At 73.5% G+C, this 21894-nt stretch carries 14 protein-coding genes; 11 read left to right on the top strand and 3 right to left on the bottom strand.

Annotated elements, in window-relative coordinates; genetic code table 11:
- Positions 1–48: 48 nt before the first annotated feature.
- On the top strand, positions 49–1227 hold the full coding sequence (gene moeZ, locus KME66_RS09700) for an adenylyltransferase/sulfurtransferase MoeZ (RefSeq protein WP_073214905.1): 1179 nt from the start codon (positions 49–51) through the stop codon (positions 1225–1227).
- Between the two features lie 245 nt (positions 1228–1472).
- On the opposite strand, the gene KME66_RS09695 is transcribed toward moeZ, so the two are convergent.
- Both KME66_RS09695 and KME66_RS09690 read right to left on the bottom strand, forming a co-directional pair.
- A complete protein-coding gene (locus KME66_RS09695) occupies positions 1473–3065 on the bottom strand; it encodes an alpha/beta hydrolase (RefSeq protein ID WP_073214903.1) in 1593 nt (530 codons plus the stop codon).
- 106 nt (positions 3066–3171) lie between these two features.
- Positions 3172–5970 (bottom strand): lysylphosphatidylglycerol synthase domain-containing protein, encoded by a 2799-nt coding sequence (locus tag KME66_RS09690; protein ID WP_216321033.1) that lies wholly within the window; start codon positions 5968–5970, stop codon positions 3172–3174.
- A gap of 221 nt (positions 5971–6191) precedes the next feature.
- Between KME66_RS09690 and KME66_RS09685 the strand changes: the two genes are divergently transcribed.
- From KME66_RS09685 to nudC, 5 genes are all read left to right on the top strand, one after another.
- A complete protein-coding gene (locus KME66_RS09685; RefSeq protein ID WP_216321030.1) occupies positions 6192–6758 on the top strand; it encodes an MGMT family protein in 567 nt (188 codons plus the stop codon).
- 203 nt (positions 6759–6961) lie between these two features.
- Positions 6962–10699: a UvrD-helicase domain-containing protein gene (locus KME66_RS09680; protein ID WP_216321026.1), complete on the top strand. Its 3738-nt coding sequence runs from the start codon at positions 6962–6964 to the stop codon at positions 10697–10699.
- A 75-nt stretch (positions 10700–10774) separates the two neighbouring features.
- Complete coding sequence (locus KME66_RS09675) at positions 10775–14509, top strand: ATP-dependent DNA helicase (protein ID WP_216321023.1); 3735 nt, start codon at positions 10775–10777, stop codon at positions 14507–14509.
- A 57-nt stretch (positions 14510–14566) separates the two neighbouring features.
- Positions 14567–15964 (top strand): dipeptidase, encoded by a 1398-nt coding sequence (locus KME66_RS09670; protein WP_216321019.1) that lies wholly within the window; start codon positions 14567–14569, stop codon positions 15962–15964.
- 67 nt (positions 15965–16031) lie between these two features.
- Positions 16032–16988, top strand: coding sequence for an NAD(+) diphosphatase (gene nudC / locus KME66_RS09665; protein WP_073214891.1), 957 nt, complete (start codon positions 16032–16034; stop codon positions 16986–16988).
- Between the two features lie 79 nt (positions 16989–17067).
- On the opposite strand, the gene KME66_RS09660 is transcribed toward nudC, so the two are convergent.
- The gene (locus tag KME66_RS09660; RefSeq protein ID WP_006127421.1) at positions 17068–17322 is read right to left on the bottom strand and encodes a glutaredoxin domain-containing protein; all 255 of its coding nucleotides are present in this window, start codon (positions 17320–17322) and stop codon (positions 17068–17070) included.
- Between the two features lie 459 nt (positions 17323–17781).
- Between KME66_RS09660 and KME66_RS09655 the strand changes: the two genes are divergently transcribed.
- The 5 genes from KME66_RS09655 to KME66_RS09635 all read left to right on the top strand — a co-directional run bounded on the left by KME66_RS09655 (position 17782) and on the right by KME66_RS09635 (position 21824).
- Positions 17782–20001, top strand: coding sequence for an ATP-dependent DNA helicase UvrD2 (locus KME66_RS09655; RefSeq protein WP_216321017.1), 2220 nt, complete (start codon positions 17782–17784; stop codon positions 19999–20001).
- 176 nt (positions 20002–20177) lie between these two features.
- On the top strand, positions 20178–20510 hold the full coding sequence (locus tag KME66_RS09650; RefSeq protein ID WP_216321014.1) for a hypothetical protein: 333 nt from the start codon (positions 20178–20180) through the stop codon (positions 20508–20510).
- Between the two features lie 176 nt (positions 20511–20686).
- On the top strand, positions 20687–21055 hold the full coding sequence (locus KME66_RS09645) for a WhiB family transcriptional regulator (RefSeq protein WP_073214882.1): 369 nt from the start codon (positions 20687–20689) through the stop codon (positions 21053–21055).
- Between the two features lie 92 nt (positions 21056–21147).
- Positions 21148–21411, top strand: a complete 264-nt coding sequence (locus KME66_RS09640) for a hypothetical protein (RefSeq protein WP_236726210.1) — start codon at positions 21148–21150, stop codon at positions 21409–21411.
- A gap of 128 nt (positions 21412–21539) precedes the next feature.
- On the top strand, positions 21540–21824 hold the full coding sequence (locus KME66_RS09635) for a hypothetical protein (RefSeq protein WP_216329813.1): 285 nt from the start codon (positions 21540–21542) through the stop codon (positions 21822–21824).
- The last annotated feature ends 70 nt before the right edge of the window (positions 21825–21894 follow it).

Genomic DNA, 21894 nt, shown 5'->3' with positions numbered 1-21894 from the left:
AGAAGCCGGTCTGCGTAGAATCCGACCACCTGCATTGTTGAGGTTCCTGTGTCGCTGCCACCCCTGGTCGAGCCAGCTGCTGAGCTCACCGTCGACGAGGTCCGCAGGTACTCCCGCCACCTGATCATCCCGGATGTCGGGATGGACGGACAGAAGCGTCTGAAGAACGCCAAGGTGCTGTGTGTCGGCGCCGGCGGCCTCGGCTCGCCGGCCCTGATGTACCTGGCCGCGGCCGGTGTCGGCACGCTCGGCATCATCGAGTTCGACGAGGTCGACGAGTCGAACCTGCAGCGCCAGATCATCCACAGCCAGTCCGACATCGGCCGCTCCAAGGCGCAGTCGGCCAAGGACTCGGTGCTCGGCATCAACCCGTACGTGAACGTCGTCCTCCACGAGACGCGGCTCGAAGCCGACAACGTGATGGACATCTTCGCGCAGTACGACCTGATCGTGGACGGCACGGACAACTTCGCCACCCGCTATCTCGTCAACGACGCCGCGGTGCTGCTGAACAAGCCGTACGTGTGGGGCTCGATCTACCGCTTCGACGGCCAGGCCTCCGTGTTCTGGTCCGAGCACGGCCCCTGCTACCGCTGCCTCTACCCGGAGCCCCCGCCGCCGGGCATGGTCCCCTCCTGCGCCGAGGGCGGCGTGCTGGGCGTGCTCTGCGCGTCCGTCGGCTCCATCCAGGTCACCGAGGCCATCAAGCTGCTCGCCGGTGTCGGCGACCCGCTCGTCGGCCGGCTGATGATCTACGACGCCCTGGAGATGCAGTACCGCCAGGTCAAGGTCCGCAAGGACCCCGACTGCGCCATCTGTGGCGAGAACCCCACCGTCACCGAGCTCATCGACTACGAGGCCTTCTGCGGTGTCGTGTCCGAGGAGGCACAGGAGGCGGCGCTCGGCGCGACGATCACTCCCCAGCAGCTCAAGGAGTGGGTCGACGGCGACGAGAAGATCGAGATCATCGACGTCCGCGAGCCGAACGAGTACGAGATCGTCTCGATTCCCGGCGCGAAGCTGATCCCGAAGAACGAGTTCCTCATGGGGACCGCCCTCCAGGACCTCCCGCAGGACAGGCGCATCGTCCTGCACTGCAAGACCGGTGTCCGCAGCGCCGAGGTCCTCGCGGTCCTCAAGTCCGCGGGCTTCGCCGACGCGGTGCACGTGGGCGGCGGCGTGATCGGCTGGGTCAACCAGATCGAGCCCGAGAAGCCGGTCTACTAGGAAGCGCAGGGCGTTCGGTCCACCAGCACGGGCAGGACGTCGAAGGGGCCGGTCCGCACATCGCGGACCGGCCCCGTTCGCATGCCGGGCCCCGCAGGCCGCGGTGTCCGCCGGGGCGGGATCGACCGCAGACTGGGCGGCCGGACACTCTCCGCAGGCCCTCCCGCCCGCCGGGGCGGGATCGGCGGCGATGTCCGCAGACTGCGCCGGACCCCTCTGCGGCCCTCCTGTCCGCCGGGGCGGGATCAGCCGCAGACCGTGCCGGACTCCGGGACCCGGCCGTTCAGCAGATAGCCGTCCACGGCCCGCTGCACGCACGTGTCCCCGCTGTTGTACGCCCCGTGCCCCTCGCCCCGGTACGTCAGCTCCACGCCGACGCCTTGGCCGAGCTGCCGCACCATCGCCTTCGCGCCGGCGTACGGGGTCGCCGGGTCGCCGGTGTTGCCGATGACCAGGATCGGCGCGGCTCCGGGGGCGCTGACGTCCGGGGTCTCCCAGGCGCCCGCCACCGGCCAACCGGTGCAGCTCATCAGCCCCCAGCCCAGATACTCCCCGAACAGCGGGGACGCCTTGCGGAACTCGGGCAGCGCCGCCTTCGTCTGCTCCAGGGTGAACCGCTGCTTGCTGTCGGCGCAGTTGATGGCGATGTTCGCGGCGTTGGAGTTGTCGTACCGCCCGTCCTCCGAGCGGCCGTTGAGGGAGTCGGCCAGAGCGAGCAGCAGCCCGCCGTTCCCGCCGCCCGCCTCGTCCAGGCCCTGCTCCAGCAGCGGCCAGGTCTCCTGGGAGTAGAGCGCCGACGCGATACCGGTGGTGGCCAGCGTCTGTGTCAGGACCCGGTCGCCGAGCCCGTCGACGGGCTCCTCCTCCAGCTCGCCCAGGAGGTCGGCGATGCCCTGCTCCACCTCCTGCGGGGTGGCCCCGGGCAGGGCGCAGTCGTCGCGTTCCGCGCAGTCCTTCGTGAAGTTGTCCAGGGCGAGCTGGAACCCCTCGGCCTGGCCGAGGGAGGACTGCTCGGCGTTCTTCGTGGGGTCGACGACCGCGTCGAAGACCGCCCGGCCGACCTTGTCCGGGAACAGGTGGGCGTACACGCCGCCCAGCTCGGTGCCGTAGGAGATGCCGAAGTAGTGCAGCTGGTCGTCGCCCAGCACCGTCCGCAGCAGATCCATGTCGCGGGCGGCGTTCGTCGTGCCCACGAAGGGGAGTTCGGGGCCGGAGTTCTCCTCGCAGTCCGCGATGAAGTCCTTCTGCCCCTGGACGAACTGCTTCTCCTCGGCCGCGTCGTCCGGGGTGGAGTCCTCCTGGTAGAGGGCGTCCAGCTGGGCGTCGTCGGCGCACTGGACGCCCTCGCTGCGGCCGACCCCGCGCGGGTCGAAGCTCACCAGGTCGTACCGGGTGCGGAGCCGGTCGTAGTCGGTGCCGAACGCGGGCAGCGTCGCGACGCCGGACGCGCCGGGCCCGCCGAAGTTGAACACCAGCGAGCCGATCCGCCGCTGCTGGTCCTTGGCCCTGGCCCGGACCAGCGCCAGTTCGATCGTGCGGCCGTCCGGCTTCGCGTAGTCGAGGGGGACGTCCATGAAGGAGCACTCCCACACCACACCGCCGGGCAGCGGGGACGGTGACTCGCCGCCGCCCTGGGCCGTGTTCGGGGCCGGGCAGGGGGACCACTCCAGCTCCTGCGAGGACAGGTCGTCGGCGGTGGCGGTCGGCGAGGCGGTCGAGGCCCCGGTCGGTGTCGAGGACCCCTCCCCGTCGCCGTCGTCCGAACAGGCCGCCAGCGGCAGCAGCACGGTGGCGGTGGCGGCGAGGGCGGCGGCGCGCAGGGCGGGGGAAGTCCTCATGCCCCCATCGTGCTGCGGGCCGCCGGGGCGCGCGGCCGGGCGCGGTCCATGCGGGTGGCGGCGGGGCCGGTGCCGCCGTCCGGAGGCGCCTGTTCCCGACCCGCCCTCACAGCTCGCCCTTGCGGGTCAGCTGGTTGAAGGCGAGCCACCCCGGCAGCACCGGCAGCCACAGCGTCATCACGCGGTACAGCAGCACCGCGGGCGCCGCGACCTCCTTCGGCAGCCCGACCGCGATCAGGCCCAGCGTCAGGGCCCCCTCGACCGCACCCATACCGCCCGGCGTCGGGGCGGCCGAGCCGAGCGCGTTCCCGGCGAGGAAGACCACCGCGATGCTCGCGTAACTCAGCTGGGGGACGTCCGGCCCGCTGAACGCCCGGATCGAGGCATCCAGACAGAGCACGAACAGCCCGGTCAGCAGCAGCATGCCGCCGATGCCGGTGAGCAGCTTCTGCGGCCGCTGCACCACGTCCAGCATGCGCGGCACGACCCCGGCGAACAGCGAGCGCACCCGGGTCACGACGAACTTCCGCAGGAACGGGATCGCCGTCACCACCAGCACCAGGACCGCGACCGTCAGCAGACCCGCGATCACGGTCCGGGACGGGGTCAGCGAGTCCGGCGTCTTCTCCGTACCCGTGAGATAGCCGAACAGCGCCAGCAGCATGATGTGGGCGCCGAGCCCGAAGAGCTGGGAGGCCCCGACGCTCGCCACCGCGAGACCGGGGCGTACCCCGGCCCGCTGGAGGAAGCGCGTGTTCAGCGCCACGCCGCCGACCGCCGCGGGGGCGACGATCTTCACGAACGAGCCGGCCACCTGCGCCTGCACGGTCTTCAGGAAGGACACCCGCTCGGGCACGAAGCCCAGCAGGCTCATCGCCGCCGCCACGTAGCTCAGCGCCGAGAAACCGAGGGCGGCCGCCACCCAGCCCCACTCCGCCTGCTCCACGACCGTCCCGAAGTCGGCCTGGGTGACCTGCGAGATCAGGAAGTACGCGGCGATGGCCCCGGCGATGAAGCTGAACAGGGTGCGCGGCTTGATCCGCTCCAGACGGACCGGCTCGACCGGGGCCTGCGGGCGGATCAGCAGCACCTGACGGCGGATCTGGGCGAGCAGATCCTCCTCGCGGGCCTCCTCCAGCGCATCGTCGATGGCGCGCTTCTCGGCCTGCTTCTCGGTGCGCTGCGACTTCCGCTCGGCCTTGGACTCCGCCTTGGACCCGGGCGCGGGGCCGCCCGCCGGCTGTTCGGTCCTCGCCTGCTCCGCCCGAGCCTGCTTGGCCGCGTGCGAGGCCTCCACCACCGCCTCCCGCTCGCGCTGGGAGCGCTCGCGGGCGATCCGGCGCAGCGCCGCCCGCGTGGAGCGGCTCAGCGCGATCGGCTGGAGCAGCGGCAGGCAGTCCGCCACCGCGTCCGGGCCGAGCACGGCCAGCGCCCCGGCGACCGACCGCTCGGCCCCCACCCGCAGGCCCAGCGTGGTCAGCAGCTGGGCCACGTCCATCCGCAGCACCAGATCGCCCGCGGCGATCTCGCCGCCGCGCAGGTCCGTCACGAACGCCCTGCCGGAACGATCCACCAGCAGCGCGTCGCCGGTCAGCCGCCGGTGGGCGATCCGTCGCGACTGGAGGGCCTCCACCTGACGCCAGGCGCCGCGCACCAGATCGTCGGTGATCTCCTCGTCCTCCATCTGGTCCAGCGACCGGCCGCCGATGTGCTCGTAGACCAGCATCACCGCGTCGGGGCCCAGCTCCGACGTGGCGATCAGCTTGGGCGCGTTCGCCCCGGCGGCGATGGCCGCGTACGCGAGCAGCGCCTCCTGCTCCAGCGCCTGGCGCAGCGACTGGATCGAGCGCCGCTGGGTGAGGGTGCGCAGCGTGATCCGCCGCCAGGCCCGGTAGAAGAACCCCTGGGCCTGCTGTTCCCGGTCGACGACGGTGACGTCCAGCGGCGGCCCGTCCTCCAGCGTGACCAGGTAGCGCCGCCCCCGGTCGCCCTGGTCGGTGCTGTCCTTGTCCAGGGCCTCCTCGGTGCGCATCGCCGCGACCGGGCGGAATCCGACGTGCCGCAGACCCGCCATCAGGTGCTGGCCGGTGGGACGGACGTTCGGCGAGCCGACCGCGTACAGCGTTCCGTACGCCACCGTCCAGCCGATCAGCACGGTGAGGACGATCGAGAACGGAGTGGTGTACCCGCCGACCAGCATCGCGAACGCGTCGAGCAGCAGCACCACCCACAGCACCACGCGCCAGCGCGGCCGCCGCGCCATCCCGACCGCCGTCATGTACGCGATGACCGGCGCGAGATAGCCGTGCACCGGATCGGTCAGACCTCCCGTCGTCTGCGGCTGGGTCAGTGCGTCCTGGATGGTGCCGGGCGCGGTCCGCGAGACCCAGAGGTCGGTCGCGAGGGTCACCCCGTGGGCGAGCACGGCGGCGAGCACCCCGTCCGCGATACGGAGCCCGTCCCGTTTGATGAGGCGTTCGATGGCGAAGGCGACCGGCACCAGCAGCACGGCGATGCTGGACACCAGACCCGCCATCTTGATCAGCAGATCGGGCGCCTGCTGGGTGCCCTTGGAGATGTCGTCCTCAAGTCCGGTGGTGGTGCCCTGGGCGAACGCGGCGATCGACAGCAGCACCGCGATCGCGCAGACGCCGATGAGCAGCCGCAGCAGGTCGGAGGGGCGGTGCACCCGGGCGGGGAGCAGCGGCTCGTCCCCGGAGACCCGGTCGGTCAAGGCGGCCTCGGCGGAGGCGAGCGTCGAGCCGGCCAGATGCCCGGTGGTGGACGCCGTGGGGCCGTCGGCACGGGCCGGTCCGGCGGCGGCACGGGGCGACGCGGAGGACTCGGGAGCACCCTGCGGGCGCTCTCCGGCATCGGAGGCGTCCGCCGCCTTCGGTGGCTGCACGCCCTGCTCCTTCGTCGCCTCTGGTTCGTCTTCGTGTTCTGGTATCACCGGTCACCGCCCGCATGATGGTGGCACGGCCCGTAGACGGAGGAGGGCATCAGGGTGCATCGCACGGGCGCGGGAAGCGCAACATACGCTCCTTTGCCCCCACGTGCACGCTGTGTACCCGGGCGGACACCGTTTCGGCCGGGCTGTCGGTGGCGTACGGCAGGATGGGGCGGATGAGCCAGGACCAGACGGACGGGGGCGGCCTCGGCACCGCCCCGCCCGGCGCCGGACCGCCGGACCATCCGGAGCTGCCGGAGTACGCGGAGCGGGTGCTCGACGTGGCCGAGCTGATTCCGCCCGGCCGGGTGATGACGTACGGCGACATCGCGGAGTGGCTGGGCGAGGGCGGCCCCCGGCAGGTCGGCCGGGTGATGGCGCTGTACGGGGCGGCCGTGCCGTGGTGGCGCGTCGTCCGCGCCGACGGCACGCTGCTCCCCGCCCACGAGCTGCGGGCGCTGGACCACTACCGCGCGGAGTCGACTCCGCTGCGCGAGGCGTCCCGCCAGGCGGAGGGCCACCTCCCGCGCATCGACATGCGCCGTGCCCGCTGGGACGGCCGGCAGCCGGGCGGGACCGGTGACTCCGGCGGCACGGGCTCCGGCGGCACGGGCAGGCCCGGCGTCCCGGGCTCCGGCGGTACGAAGGAACGTGGCGCGGGCTCCGCCGGTCCGGGCGGTGCGGGCTCCGCCGGTACGGGCGAGCGTGGCGCGGGCGGTCCGGGCGAGGAAGCTCACACCTGACAGCTTCCGCCATGCGCCCCCGGCAGGAGCGGCCCGACGCGGCCGCCGACGTGACGAGGGACGCAGCGCGGCCGCCGCCTCCCGCGCCGTCGCTGGCGTAGCGTCGTCATCGCGCGGCACGCTCCGCCCCTCTCTCCGGGCTGTTCCGCCTGCCCCGAATCAGTTCCTCATCACCTGTACACCCACCAGGACCGGCGATCCACGTGAGCTCCTCCTCCACCCGGCACAGTCCGCACCGCGAGTCACGGCCGCGGACCACGGCCGCGTACCGACTGGTGCGCACCCCGCCGGGTTCGGTGGATCCCCCTCTCCTGGACGCAGGCCAGCGCGCGGTGGTTGATCACCCCGGCGGCCCGCTGCTGGTCCTCGCCGGTCCGGGCACCGGCAAGACCACCACCCTCGTCGAATCCGTCGCCGCCCGGGTGAACCGCGGCGGCGACCCCGCCCGCATCCTCGTCCTCACCTTCAGCCGCAAGGCCGCCGTCGAACTGCGCGACCGGATGGCGGCCCGTCTCGGGGCGGCCCGGGGCCCGCAGGCCACCACGTTCCACTCGTACTGCTACGCCCTGGTCCGGGCCCATCAGGACGCCGACCTGTTCGCCGATCCGCTGCGCCTGCTGTCCGGGCCCGAACAGGACGTCACCGTCCGCGAACTGCTCGCGGGCCAGCTCGACCTGGAGAAGGAGGGCCTGGCCCGGGTCCGCTGGCCGGACGAACTGCGCGCCTGCCTGACCACGCGCGGCTTCGCCGACGAGGTGCGGGCCGTGCTGGCCCGCAGCCGTGAGCTGGGCCTCGGCCCGGACGCGCTGGCCGACTTCGCCCGCCGCACCGGCCGCCCGGACTGGGGCGCGGCGGCCCAGTTCCTCGCCGAGTACCTCGACATCCTCGACGCCCAGGGCGTCCTCGACTACGCCGAGCTGGTGCACCGCGCGGTCCTGCTCGCCGAGCGCCCCGAGGTCGCGGCGGAGCTGGCCGGCCGGTACGACGCGGTGTACGTCGACGAGTACCAGGACACCGACCCCGCCCAGGTGCGCCTGCTGCACGCGCTGGCCGGAAACCGGGGGCGCGCGCCGGAGCAGACCCGGGGGCGCGGAGAGGAGGCGGGAAGCGGGAGCGCGCCCGGCCAGGGCGCGCGCGCCGGGCGGACGCTGATCGCCTTCGGCGACCCCGACCAGTCGATCTACACGTTCCGCGGCGCCGATGTGAACGGCATCCTGGACTTCCCGGACACCTTCCGCCGGGCCGACGGGCGTCCCGCGCCCGTCGGCGTCCTCACTACCTCACGCCGCTCCGGGGCCGCGCTGCTGGCGGCGACCCGGCTGCTCACCCGCCGGATGCCGCTGAACCGGCTGCCCGCCGACACGGTCCGCGCCCACCGCGAGCCGCACGCCGTCCGGGACGGCGGCCACGTCGAGACGTACACCTACCCGACCGCGTCCACGGAGCTGGAGAACATCGCGGACCTGCTGCGCCGCGCCCACCTGGAGGACGGGGTGCCGTGGCAGGAGATGGCGGTGCTGGTACGGGCCGGAGGCCGCTCCCTGCCCGCCGTCCGCCGCGCCCTCACCTCCGCCGGCGTCCCCCTGGAGGTCGACGGCGACGACCTCCCGCTGCGCCACGAACCGGCCGTCGCCCCGCTGCTGACGGCGCTGCGGGCGGTGGCGACGGCAGCACTGCACCCCCAGCCCCCGGAGGCGGAGGCGTACCCGGAGCGGGACCAGGGCCAGGGCCCGGAGCACCAGGAGGGCCAGGGCCGGGAGCAGCAGCGGGGCCCGGACCCGGAGCAAGACCAAGGCCCGGAGCAGCAGCGGGGCCCGGAGCAGGAGCAGGGCCCGGACCCGCAGCAAGGCCAAGACCAAGACCAAGGCCTGGACCCGGCAGCGGAACTGGACCCGGCGGCGGACCCGGACCCTGATCAGGTCCCTGGCCCGGAGCAAGACCGAGGCCACGGCCCGGACCCGGCGGCGGACCCGGACCAGGAGCAGGGCGCTGAGGCGGACCGGACCGAGGGCGGAGCGGCCCCGGGCGGGACCGGCGGTCCGGGCGGTGCGGAGGCCGGGACGACGTCCTGGCTCGACACCGAGACCGCGCTCACCCTCCTCACCTCCCCGCTCGGCTCCATGGACGCCGCGGACCTGCGCCGCCTCGGCCGCGCCCTGCGCGACGAGGAACGCGCCGCCGGGATACGGATCCCCGCCCCCTCCGACGAGCTGCTGGCCCGCGCCCTCGCCGAGCCCGAACGCCTCGTCACGCACGACCCGGCGTACGCCCACGGGGCGCAGCGACTCGGCGCGCTCCTGCGCAAGGCCCGCGAGCTCCTCGAAGGCGGCGGCACCGCCGAGGAGGCCCTGTGGACCCTGTGGAACGGCACGCCCTGGCCCGGCCGGCTGGAGCGGGCCGCGCTGCGCGGCGGGGCGGGCGGGCGCAACGCCGACCGCGATCTCGACGCGGTGTGCGCCCTGTTCGACACGGCCGCGCGCGCCGAGGAGCGCACCGGCGGCCGCGGGGCCCTCAACTTCCTGGAAGAGGTCGACGCCCAGGACATCGCCGCGGACACCCTCTCCCGGCGGACCGCCCGTCCCGACGCCGTACGCCTGATGACCGCCCACCGCTCCAAGGGCCTGGAATGGCGGCTCGTCGTCGTCGCCGGGGTCCAGGAAGGGCTGTGGCCCGACCTCCGCCGCCGGGGCTCCCTCCTGGAGGCGGACCGCATCGGCCGCGACGGCCTCGCCGAACCCCTCACGCCCGGCGCCCTCCTCGCCGAGGAGCGCCGGCTCTTCTACGTCGCCGCCACCCGCGCCCGCGACCGCCTGATCGTCACCGCAGTGAAGGCCCCCGCCGACGACGGGGACCAGCCGTCCCGCTTCCTCACCGAGCTCGGTGTCGAGCCCCGCGACGTCACCGGCCGCCCGCGCCGCCCCCTCGCCGTCGCCGCGCTCGTCGCCGAACTGCGCGCCACCACCGTCGACCCGGCCGCGTCCGCCGCGCTGCGCGAGGCCGCCGCCGAGCGGCTCGCCCGGCTCGCCGCGCTCACCGACGACGAGGGGCAGCCGCTGGTGCCCGCGGCCCACCCGTACCGCTGGTGGGGCCTGGAGGAGCCGACCCGCTCCGCCGTCCCGCTGCGCGACCGCGACCAGCCCGTCGCCCTCTCCGGCTCCGCCCTGGACCAGCTCGCCAACACCTGCGCCCTCCAGTGGTTCCTGGGCCGCGAGGTGAAGGCCGACGCCCCGGCCACCGCCGCCCAGGGATTCGGCAACGTCGTCCACGTACTCGCCGACGAGGTCGCCTCCGGCCGGACCCCCGCCGACCTGGACGTCCTCATGGAACGCCTGGACTCCGTCTGGAACGGCCTCGCCTTCGACGCCCCGTGGAAGTCCGAGCAGGAGAAGGGCGAGGCCCGCGCCGCCCTGGAACGCTTCCTGCACTGGCACGTCCTGGACCGGGGCGGCCGGACCCCCACCGCGAGTGAGCAGGACTTCGACGTGACGCTGGAGGCGGGGGAGTACGCCGTCCGCATCCGGGGCTCGATGGACCGGGTCGAGCAGGACACCGAGGGCCGGGCGTACGTCGTCGACTTCAAGACCGGCAAGGGCGCGCCGACCAAGGACGAGGTCGCCGCCCACCCCCAGCTCGCCGTCTACCAGCTCGCCGTCCGCGAGGGCGCGGTCGACGAGGCCTTCGGCGGCGACCGCCCCGAACCGGGCGGCGCCGAACTGGTCCAGCTCCGACAGCCCGCCCCCAGGAAGGAGGGCGGCGACGCCTTCCCCAGGGTCCAGGCACAGGAGCCGCTGGCGGGGGAGTGGGTCCTGGACCTCCTCGCCACCGCCGCCGGGAAGGTCCTGGACGAACGGTTCACGCCCACCACCGGGACGCACTGCTCCCACTGCACCTTCCGGGCCTCGTGCAGTGCGCAGCCGGAGGGGCGGCAGGTGGTGGAGTAGCGCCTTCGTCCCCTGCGGCCGGGCTTTCGCGGGCGTGGGCCCGAGGTGTCGGCGGTCCCGGTTACCGTTGTCCGGGTGTCCCCGCGCATCACCGATCCCGAGCAGCTCAAGGAGCTCCTCGGGATTCCGTTCACCCCGGAGCAGACGGCCTGCATCATCGCGCCGCCCGCCCCGCAGGTGATCGTGGCCGGGGCCGGGTCGGGCAAGACCACGGTGATGGCCGCCCGCGTGGTCTGGCTGGTGGGCACCGGACAGGTCGCGCCCGAGCAGGTCCTCGGTCTCACCTTCACCAACAAGGCGGCGGGCGAGCTGGCCGAACGCGTGCGCAAGGCCCTGATCGCCGCCGGGGTCACCGACCCCGACGTCATCGACCCGGACCACCCCCCGGGCGAGCCCACCATCTCCACCTACCACGCCTTCGCCGGCCGCCTCCTCACCGAGCACGGCCTGCGCATCGGCCTGGAGCCCTCCACCCGCCTCCTCGCCGACGCCACGCGTTACCAGCTGGCGGCCAAGGTGCTGCGCGAGGCCCCGGGGCCGTATCCGGCGCTCACGCGCTCTTTCTCCACCCTGGTCAGCGATCTCCTCGCGCTCGACGGGGAGCTGTCCGAACACCTCGTACGGCCGGGGACCCTGGAGACGTACGACACCGGACTGCTGCGCGACCTGGCCGCCGCCAAGCTGAGCAACGCCGATCTGCGCAAGATCCCCGAAGCCGCCGAGGCCCGCCGCTCGCTCCTCGGCCTCACCGAGCGCTACCGGGCCGCCAAGCGCAGCCGCGACCTGCTGGACTTCGGCGACCAGATCGCCCTCTCCGCCGAGCTGGCGCTGACCCGGCCGGAGGTCGGGAGGATCCTGCGCGAGGAGTTCCGGGTCGTCCTCCTCGACGAGTACCAGGACACGTCGGTGGCCCAGCGCCTGCTGCTCTCGGCGCTGTTCGGCAGCGGCGGAACCGGTAGGGACAGCGGCGGAATCGGCAGGGACAGCGGCGGAACCGGTAGGGACAGCGGCGGTGGCACGGAGCCGGGGCCGGCCGCCCGGCCGGCCCCGGGCCGTGCGCCCACGGGTGACGCGGTGACCGGCCACGCCCCTACCGGCCACGCCCCTACCGGTCACGTGCCCACCGGCCACGCCCCCACCGGCCACGCGGTGACCGCCGTCGGTGACCCCTGCCAGGCGATCTACGGCTGGCGCGGCGCGTCCGTCGCCAACCTCGACGACTTCCCCGAGCACTTCCCGCACGCCGACGGCACCCCCGCCACCCGCTACAGCCTCAGCGAGAACCGGCGCAGCGGCGGCCGCCTCCTCCAGCTCGCCAACGGCCTCGCCGAACCGCTGCGCGCGATGCACGAGGGCGTCGAGGCGCTCCGCCCGGCGCCGGGCGCGGAGCGCGACGGCGTGGTCCGGTGCGCCCTGCTGCGCACGCACACCGAGGAGATCGACTGGCTCGCCGACTCCCTCGCCCACCTCGTGCGCACCGGCACCCCGCCCGGCGAGATCGCCGTCCTGTGCCGCACCGCCGGGGACTTTCCCGAGATCCAGGCGGCCCTGGTCGCCCGGGACATCCCCGTCGAGGTCGTCGGCCTCGCCGGACTGCTGCATCTGCCCGAGGTGGCCGACCTGGTCGCCGTCTGCGAGGTGCTCCAGGACCCGGGGGCCAACGCGTCCCTGGTCCGTCTCCTCACCGGCCCGCGCTGGCGCATCGGCCCCCGCGACCTCGCGCTCCTCGGCCGCCGCGCCCGCCTCCTCGTCCACCGGTCGGGCCAGGAGGACGACGCCGACGCGGACCAGCGGCTCGCGGAGGCCGTCGAGGGCACGGACCCGGCGGAGGTGATATCGCTCGCGGACGCCCTGGACACCTTCCTGGTCGCGGGGGACACGGCCGACGACGGGCTGCCGTTCTCCGCCGACGCCCGCGTCCGCTTCGCCCGACTCGCCGGAGAGCTGCGCGACCTGCGCCGCTCGCTCGCGGACCCCCTGATGGACGTCCTGCACCGGGTCCTGGCCACCACCGGCCTGGAGGTCGAGCTGTCCGCGTCCCCGCAGGCACTGGCCGCCCGCCGCCGCGAGACGCTGGCCAACTTCCTGGACATGGCGGCCCGGTTCGCCGCCCTGGACGGCGAGGCGTCGCTGCTCGCCTTCCTGGGCTTCCTGCGGACCGCCGCGCAGTACGAGAAGGGCCTCGACAACGCGCTTCCCGGCGGCGAGAACACCGTCAAGGTCCTCACCGCCCACAAGTCCAAGGGCCTGGAGTGGGACGTCGTCGCCGTCCCCGGCCTGGTCACCGGCCAGTTCCCCAGCAGCCGGTCCCGGGACGCCTGGACCGCCCAGGCCAAGGTGCTCCCGCACGCCCTGCGCGGCGACGCGGCGACGCTCCCCGCCCTGGACACCTATGACGCCCGGGGGATCAAGGCGTTCAAGGAGGAGATGAAGGAGCACCAGCACACGGAGGAGCTGCGCCTCGGCTACGTCACCTTCACCCGCCCCCGCTCCCTGCTCCTCGGCTCCGGTCACTGGTGGGGGCCGTCCCAGAAGCGGACGCGCGGACCGTCCGCCTTCCTGGAGGCGCTGTACGAGCACTGCGCCGCGGGCCACGGCGAGATCGAGGCATGGGCGGACGAGCCCGTCGAGGACGAGGAGAACCCGGCCCTCGCCGAGCACGACGCCGACCTGGCCTGGCCGCTCCCGCTCGACGCCGACGCCCTGGCCCGCCGCCGCGCCGCCCGCGACACGGTGCTGGCGCACCTGGAGCGCATGGCCGGCCAGGGGGAGGACCGGGTGCCGGAGTCCGGGCCCGGCCCCGAGGGCCTGCCGGCGTACGAGCCCTGGCACGACGAGCCCCCTCTCGACGAGCCCTCTCTCGACGAGCCACCGGCCGACGAGGGCTGGGACGGGGACTGGGACACGCTCCCCGCCGAACGCCCCGCGGGACCCGTTCCGGACACAGCCTCGGAGCCCGTACGGGAACGGGCGCCGGCCCCGGGCGCAGCACCGCACATCCCGGCCGCCCGCCACCCGGAGGAGGCCGGCCGGGCCGCGCGCGAACCGCAGAGGGACCCGCAGGAGGACCCGCAGGGGCGGCCGACCCCGGACCACCCGGACGACCCGGACGACCCGCTCACCCCCGAGGAGGCCCGCACCCTCGCCTCCTGGGACCGGGACCTGGACTCCCTCGCCGGAGAGCTGCGCCGTGCCCGCGCCACCGTGCGCGAGGTCCTCGTGCCCGCCGCCCTCTCCGCCACCCAGCTGCTCCGGCTGGCCGAGGACCCCGACGCCTTCGCCCGGGAGCTGGCCCGGCCCATGCCCCGACCGCCGCAGCCCGCCGCCCGCCGGGGCACCCGGTTCCACGCCTGGGTGGAGTCCCGGTACGAGGAGCTGCCGCTGCCCATGCTGGGCCCCGACGAACTGCCCGGCGGCGACGGGAGCGATCCGGAGATCGCCGACGAGCGGGACCTCGCCGAGCTGAAGGAGGCCTTCGAACGCACCGCGTACGCCCGGCGCACGCCGTACCGCGTCGAGACCCCCTTCCAGATCACCCTGGCGGGCCGGGTGATCCGGGGCCGGATCGACGCCGTCTACCGCACGGGCGACACCTACGAGATCGTCGACTGGAAGACCACCCGCCACCGCACCGCCGACCCCCTCCAGCTCGCCGTCTACCGGCTGGCCTGGGCCGAGCTGCACGATCTGCCGCTGGACGCGGTCACCGCCACCTTCCTCTACGTCCGCACGGGCGAGACCGTCCATCCACGGGGACTGCCCGGCCGGGCCGAGCTGGAGCGGATCCTGCTGGAGGAGCCGGACCTCTAGCCGGAGGCCCCAGGGCCGTCCGGCAGGACGCCCCCGGGGCCGGATAGGCTCAAGAACATGAGCGAGACCCCGGACAGCGCCGTCCGTACGTACACCGAACAGCACCGCGCCGCCTTCCTCGACGACCTCGCCGAGTGGCTGCGCATCCCCTCCGTGTCCGCGCAGCCGGAGCACGCCGGGGACGTACGGCGCAGCGCCGAGTGGCTGAACGCCAAGCTCAAGGAGACCGGCTTCCCGGTCACCGAGATCTGGGAGACCCCCGGCGCCCCCGCGGTCTTCGCCGAGTGGCCGAGCGATGACCCCGGCGCCCCGACCGTCCTGGTCTACGGCCACCACGACGTCCAGCCCGCCGCCCGCGAGGACGGCTGGGCGACCGACCCGTTCGAGCCGGTGATCCGGGACGGCCGGATGTACGGACGCGGCGCGGCCGACGACAAGGGCCAGGTGTTCTTCCACACCCTGGGCGTCCGTGCCCACCTCGCCGCGACCGGCCGCACCACCCCCGCCGTCACCCTCAAGCTGCTGATCGAGGGCGAGGAGGAGTCCGGCTCCGCCCACTTCCGCGCCCTGGCCGAGCAGCACGCCGACCGGCTCGCCGCCGACGCGGTGATCGTCTCGGACACCGGCATGTGGGACGAGGACACCCCGACCGTCTGCACCGGCATGCGCGGCCTGGCCGAGTGCGAGATCCGGCTGTCCGGGCCCGCCCAGGACATCCACTCCGGATCGTTCGGCGGCGCCGTCCCCAACCCGGCCACCGAGATCGCCCGGCTGGTCGCCGCCCTTCACGACGAGGACGGAAGGGTCGCCGTCCCCGGCTTCTACGACGGTGTCACCGAGCTCACCGACCGCGAACGGGCGCTCTTCGCCGAACTGCCCTTCGACGAGGCCGCATGGCTGCGCACCGCCAAGTCGGGCGCCGCGTCCGGCGAGGCCGGGTACTCCACGCTGGAGCGCGTCTGGGCCCGCCCGACCGCCGAGGTCAACGGCATCGGCGGCGGCTACCAGGGCGCGGGAAGCAAGACGATCATCCCCTCCTCCGCCCTGGTGAAGATCAGCTTCCGGCTGGTCGACGGCCAGGAACCCGACGACATCGAGAAGGCCGTCCGCGCCTGGGCGGAGTCCCGCGTACCGGCGGGCATCCGGCACACCATCACCTTCCAGCCCGCCACCCGCCCCTGCCTCACCCCGCTGGACCACCCCGCCCTCCAGGCCGTGGCCCGCGCGATGGGCCGGGCCTTCGGACGCGAGATCCTCTTCACCCGCGAAGGAGGCTCCGGACCCGCCGCCGACCTCCGGGACGTGCTCGGCGCCCCCGTCCTCTTCCTCGGCGTCTCCGTACCCTCCGACGGCTGGCACGCCCCCGACGAGAAGGTCGAGCTGGACCTGCTGCTCAAGGGCGTGGAGACGACCGCCCACCTGTGGGGCGAACTGGCCGCGGCGCTCGGCCGATGAACCCCGCCCCACCTCCGTACGACCGAATCCGTACGCCCGATCCACCCAGGGGGAGTAGAAAGCACCTGTGAGCACCTTCGACAACGCCACCGCAGACCGCCCGATCGGCCTCACCGCGCCGAGCGGCATCGACCGCGCGGCTCACCACCGTCTCGACGAAGCGTGGCTGGCCGTGGCGTGGAGTCACCCGACGACCCGCGTGTTCGTCGTCTCCGGCGGGCAGGTGCTGATCGACGACACCCCCGACGGGGGCACCGAGATCGTCATGACCCCGGCCTTCGAGGCCCCGGTCACCGAGACCCACCGGTACTTCCTCGGTACCGACGAGGACGGCGTCAGCTACTTCGCGCTCCAGAAGGACTCGCTGCCCGGCCGCATGGACCAGTCGGCCCGCCCGGCCGGACTCCGCGAAGCGGGTCTGCTCCTCGGCCCCCGGGACGCGGGGCTGATGGTGCACGCCGTCGCCCTGGAGAACTGGCAGCGGCTCCACCGGTTCTGCTCCCGCTGCGGCGAGCGCACCGTCATCGCGGCGGCCGGCCACATCCGCCGCTGCCAGGCCTGCGGGGCCGAGCACTACCCGCGCACCGACCCGGCGGTGATCATGCTGGTCACCGACGACCGGGACCGGGCGCTGCTGGGCCGCCAGGTGCACTGGCCCGAGGGCCGCTTCTCCACGCTCGCCGGATTCGTCGAGCCGGGGGAGTCCATCGAGCAGTCCGTGGCCCGTGAGGTCTACGAGGAGGCCGGGATCACGGTCGGCGAGGTCGAGTACATCGCCAGTCAGCCGTGGCCGTTCCCCTCCAGCCTCATGCTCGGATTCATGGCGCGGGCCACGTCCTTCGACATCCAGGTCGACGGCGAGGAGATCGAGGAGGCCCGCTGGTTCTCCCGCGAGGACCTCACCGCCGCCTTCGAGTCCGGCGAGATCATGCCTCCGTTCGGCATCTCCATCGCGTCCCGTCTGATCGAGCTCTGGTACGGCAAGCCGCTCCCGAAGCCCGGCGCCGTGAACCGGACGACCTGAGGCCGCCCCCCGGACACACGACTGCCCCCGGCGGTGCCGGGGGCAGTCGTACGCGCGACGGACCGTCGCTCGTGCCGGATCAGGCGGCGAGCGCCTGCTTCACCTGGGCGAGCGAGGGGTTCGTCATGACCGACTCGGTGCCCGAGGGGGCCACGATCAGCAGGGTGGGGACCGTCTGGTTTCCGCCATTCGCCTTCTCGACGAACGCGGCCGACTCCGGGTCGTGCTCGATGTTGACCTCGTTGTACGCGATGCCCTCGCGGTCCATCTGGCTCTTCAGCCGACGGCAGTAGCCGCACCAGGTGGTGCTGTACATCGTCACAGTGCCCGCCATGTCGCTGGCGCTCCTTCGTCTCGTCCGTACCGCTGCGCGGCCGGCAGCGTCACATGCGGCCCGGCCGCTCACCGCAGCGCTCCCGCAAGGTTAAGGAACGTACGCGAGGCGACCACCATTCCCGCGACGCCGGCCCGGACCCGCGACCGGCCGCTCCCGCCCGCCCGGGACCGGCGCCGGGGCTGCTCGGGAATGACTCGGCGCCGGGGCTGCGCTGGGACCGGCCGGCCTCCGGGCTGCTTCGGGATCGGCCGACCTCAGGGCTGCTCCGCTGCCGACGGACCTCCGGGCTGCTCCGGGACCGACCGGCACCAGCGCTGCTCCGGCCCCGGCCGGCCTCCGGGCTGCTCCCGGACCGGCCCCGTGCCCGGCCTCGCACCGCCCGCACCGGTACGACGAACAGCTCACGCCTGTGGACAACCGCCGCATCCGCCCCCGGGAACCTGGCAGCATGGCGGGGTGACAGCAGCAACGCACTCCACCCTCTTCCCGCAGGTACCCGAGACCCCGGACGCCGTGCTCGACGGGCTCGACCCCGAGCAGCGCGAGGTGGCGCTCGCCCTGCACGGACCGGTGTGCGTCCTGGCCGGAGCCGGTACGGGCAAGACCCGCGCGATCACCCACCGCATCGCGTACGGGGTGCGGGCGGGCATCCTCCAGCCCGCCACGGTCCTCGCCGTCACGTTCACCAACCGCGCCGCCGGAGAGATGCGCGGCCGCCTCCGCCAGCTCGGCGCGACCGGCGTCCAGGCGCGCACCTTCCACTCCGCCGCGCTCCGGCAGCTCCAGTATTTCTGGCCGAAAGCCGTCGGCGGCGAGCTGCCCCGGCTGCTGGAACGGAAGGTGCAGCTCGTCGCCGAGGCCGCCGCCCGCTGCGAGATCCGGCTCGACCGCACCGAGCTGCGGGACGTCACCAGCGAGATCGAGTGGGCCAAGGTCACCCAGACCGTCCCCGCCGACTACGCGGCGGCCGTCGCCAAGACCCAGCGGGACGCCCCCCGGGACCCGGCGGTGCTCTCCCAGATCTACTCCGCGTACGAACAGCTCAAGCGCGACCGCTCGGTGATCGACTTCGAGGACGTGCTGCTGCTGATGGTCGGCATCCTCCAGGACCGGGGCGACATCGCCGACCACGTGCGCGGCCAGTACCAGCACTTCGTCGTCGACGAGTACCAGGACGTGAGCCCGCTCCAGCAGCGGCTGCTCGACCTCTGGGTCGGCGACCGGGACAATCTCTGCGTCGTCGGCGACGCCAGCCAGACGATCTACTCCTTCACCGGGGCCACCCCCGACCACCTGCTGAACTTCCGCACCCGCCACCCCGGGGCGACGGTCGTCAAGCTGGTCCGGGACTACCGCTCCACCCCCCAGGTCGTCCACCTCGCCAACGGCCTCCTCAGCCAGGCCCACGGGAAGGCCGCCGACCACCGCCTGGAGCTGGTCTCGCAGCGCGACAAGGGACCCGAGCCGGTCTACACGGAGTACGGGGACGAGCCCACCGAGGCCGAGTCGACCGCCCGGCGCATCCGCGACCTCGTCGCCGCGGGCGTACCGGCCGGTGAGATCGCCGTGCTCTACCGGGTCAACTCCCAGTCCGAGGTCTACGAGCAGGCCCTCGCGGACGCCGGGGTCCCCTACCAGCTGCGCGGCGCCGAGCGGTTCTTCGAGCGGGCCGAGGTCCGGGAGGCGGGCACCGCCCTGCGCGGCGCGGCCCGTGCCGGGCGCAACGACTCCCTCCTCGACGGGGCGGAGGACCTGGCCTCCCAGGTGCGGGCGGTGCTCTCCACCAAGGGCTGGACCACGCGCCCGCCCGCCGGATCGGGCTCCGTGCGCGACCGCTGGGAGTCGCTGGCCGCGCTGGTGCGCCTCGCCGAGGACTTCGAGGCCGCGGCCCCGGGGGCGACCCTGACCGACCTGGTCCGGGAGCTCGACGAACGGGCGGCCGCCCAGCACGCCCCGACGGTCCAGGGGGTGACCCTGGCCTCGCTGCACGCCGCCAAGGGCCTCGAATGGGACGCCGTGTTCCTGGTCGGCCTGACCGAGGGCATGATGCCGATCGCCTACGCCAGGACGGACGAGCAGGTCGAGGAGGAGCGCCGCCTGCTGTACGTCGGGATCACCCGCGCCCGCGTCCACCTCTCGCTCTCCTGGGCGCTCTCCCGGTCGCCGGGCGGCCGGGGAGGCCGCAAGCCGACCCGCTTCCTGAACGGGCTGCGGCCGGGCTCGACGGGGTCCGGCGGGCGGGGCGGCGTCGGCGGGGGCGGCGGGATCGACCGGGGCACCGGCCGGGCCGCTGCGATCGGACGGTCCCCGGCCGTCGAGCGCAAGCCGCGGAGCCCGGTGCGCTGCCGGGTCTGCGGCCGGACGCTCACCGACGCGGGCGAGATGAAGCTGATGCGCTGCGTGGAGTGCCCCTCCGACATGGACGAGGCGCTGTACGAGCGGCTCCACGACTGGCGCGCCGGCCAGGCGGCGCTGCTCGGCCAGCCCGACTACTGCGTCTTCACCGAGAAGACCCTCATGGCGATCGCCGAGGCCGTGCCGTCCACCGAGGGCGAGCTGGTCGTCATCGCCGGTGTCGGCAACCGGAAGCTGAGCCGCTTCGGCGCCGATGTTCTGGCTATCTGCGCAGGTGAGACGCTTGATCACGAGCCTGAAGAGGGTGCCGACGGCACCTGAGGAAAACTCGTCCAGAAAATAGTTTGCGCCCGCACCAGTCGTCACCATAGGTTCTTAACCACGGGAACAGCGACTTCTCTGAAGCCCTGGTTCCGTGCTGTACTCAGCTGTACTTATCCGAATACGCAGGACCGGCCCCGGCCGGTCCCATGAGACGCCGAGAGGAGGCGATTGAAGTGATCAGCATCATCGAAACCCAGAAAATGACCGATCTTTCGGTCGTCTCCGCCTGCTCGCTCGATCTCACCCGCTCTGCGGCTGTCTCGCTCCACGCCACCGGTCTGTCCGGCATTTCCGCCGCGCGTCCGCTGTGCCCGGCGAGCCTCCCCGTGACGCGGGAGCGTAATGAGCGACCGATCGAGGCACCGGCGGCAGCAGTAGCGAAGGCAGCACAGGCTCAGGCCTATGCCTTTGCGGCAGCCGGTGCCGGAGTCAAGACGCAGACGCAGATGCAGAACCACACGATGTGGGCCTTCCGTGGGCCTGAACCCTGGAGCGATCCAGCCTGATCCAGCATCAGGCCGGCGCCTTCAGGGCCGCGGAACCCCACTCGGGATCCGCGGCCCTTTTGTTTTGTCCGAACGGACGGAACGGAACGAAGGAGCCTCGGGACAAGCAGGACCTGGTACCAGAAGCCGCCAACCGGCCAACAGGCCGGCACGACCAGACGAGGACACCACCCACCGTGCACACCGAAACGCACGCCCCGTCAGTACCTCTTTCCACCCCGATCGCGCCGCCCGGCTCCACGGAGGACTCCACCTTGACCCCGCTCACCACGCTCACCGCGCTCGACGACGCCATCGAGAACCTCGGTGTGCCCGTCCCGTGCCGCTCCTACGACCCGGAGGTCTTCTTCGCCGAGTCGCCCGCCGACGTCGAGTACGCCAAGTCCCTCTGCCGCACCTGCCCGCTCGTCGAGGCCTGCCTCGCCGGTGCCAAGGACCGCCGCGAGCCGTGGGGTGTCTGGGGCGGCGAGCTCTTCGTCCAGGGTGTCGTCGTGGCCCGCAAGCGTCCGCGTGGCCGTCCGCGCAAGAACCCGGTCGCAGCGTGAACACGGTCTGTGGGGTCCCCGCCCCCGCCCGCAGTCCGCGCTTCGGAACGATCGACCGTCCCTCCACACATGACCCCCGGAATCAGGCACTCATGACCACCCCCACGAAGGAGCCCGTCGGCTCCGCAACCCCCGACGTCACCATCATCGGCGCGAACGACTCGCGCCAGAACAGGACCCGCGAAATGCAACTCATCCCAGAAGCCCTGGCACGTGCGCATATGCACGACCGCCTGCGGGAGGCCCAGGAGGACCGCCAGTCGGTCCGCCTGCTCTCCGCCCGCCGGATGCAGCGCCGGGCGGAGCGCGCCTCGCTGCGCGCCCGCCGCGCGCTGGCCATGGCGGTCATGCACTGACGGACTCGCACGGACCGTCAACGCACTGATCAGCGCAGCCATCACGCCCTGGGGGGCTGTCCGGACACGGGCGGCCCCCCAGGGCGTTCGCGCTGCCGGGCGTCCGGTCGCGGGGATATCGTCAGCAGGTGGACGAACAACCCGAGCCCCCCGAACAGCCCGAGAGGCTGGAACACGCAGAGAAGCCGGAACACGCCGAGGAGCCGGAACACGCCGAGGAGCCGGAGCAGGCCGAACCGCCCGTTGCGGGAGGTGCGGTGTGCGCCCGGTGCGGCACCACCGCCGAAGGCGACACCGTCCCCGTGACCTGGCTCAGCTCCGTGGAGGACGGACGCCGTCTCCACTTCTGCGAGAGCTGCGCCCGCCTGCACATCCGCGCCATCGAGAGCCGCCTCGACTCACTCTGGTGGTGACCGCGGAGATCCCCGGCTGGCCAGGGCCTGTCCGGTGGATCTTGCCCAGGTCCTGATCCGCTGGTCCTGA

The sequence above is a fragment of the Streptomyces sp. YPW6 genome, from assembly GCF_018866325.1.
In the GTDB taxonomy this organism is placed as follows: Bacteria; Actinomycetota; Actinomycetes; order Streptomycetales; family Streptomycetaceae; genus Streptomyces.
Note: the sequence above shows the minus strand (reverse complement) of the source record. Positions and strands in the feature narration are given on the sequence as shown.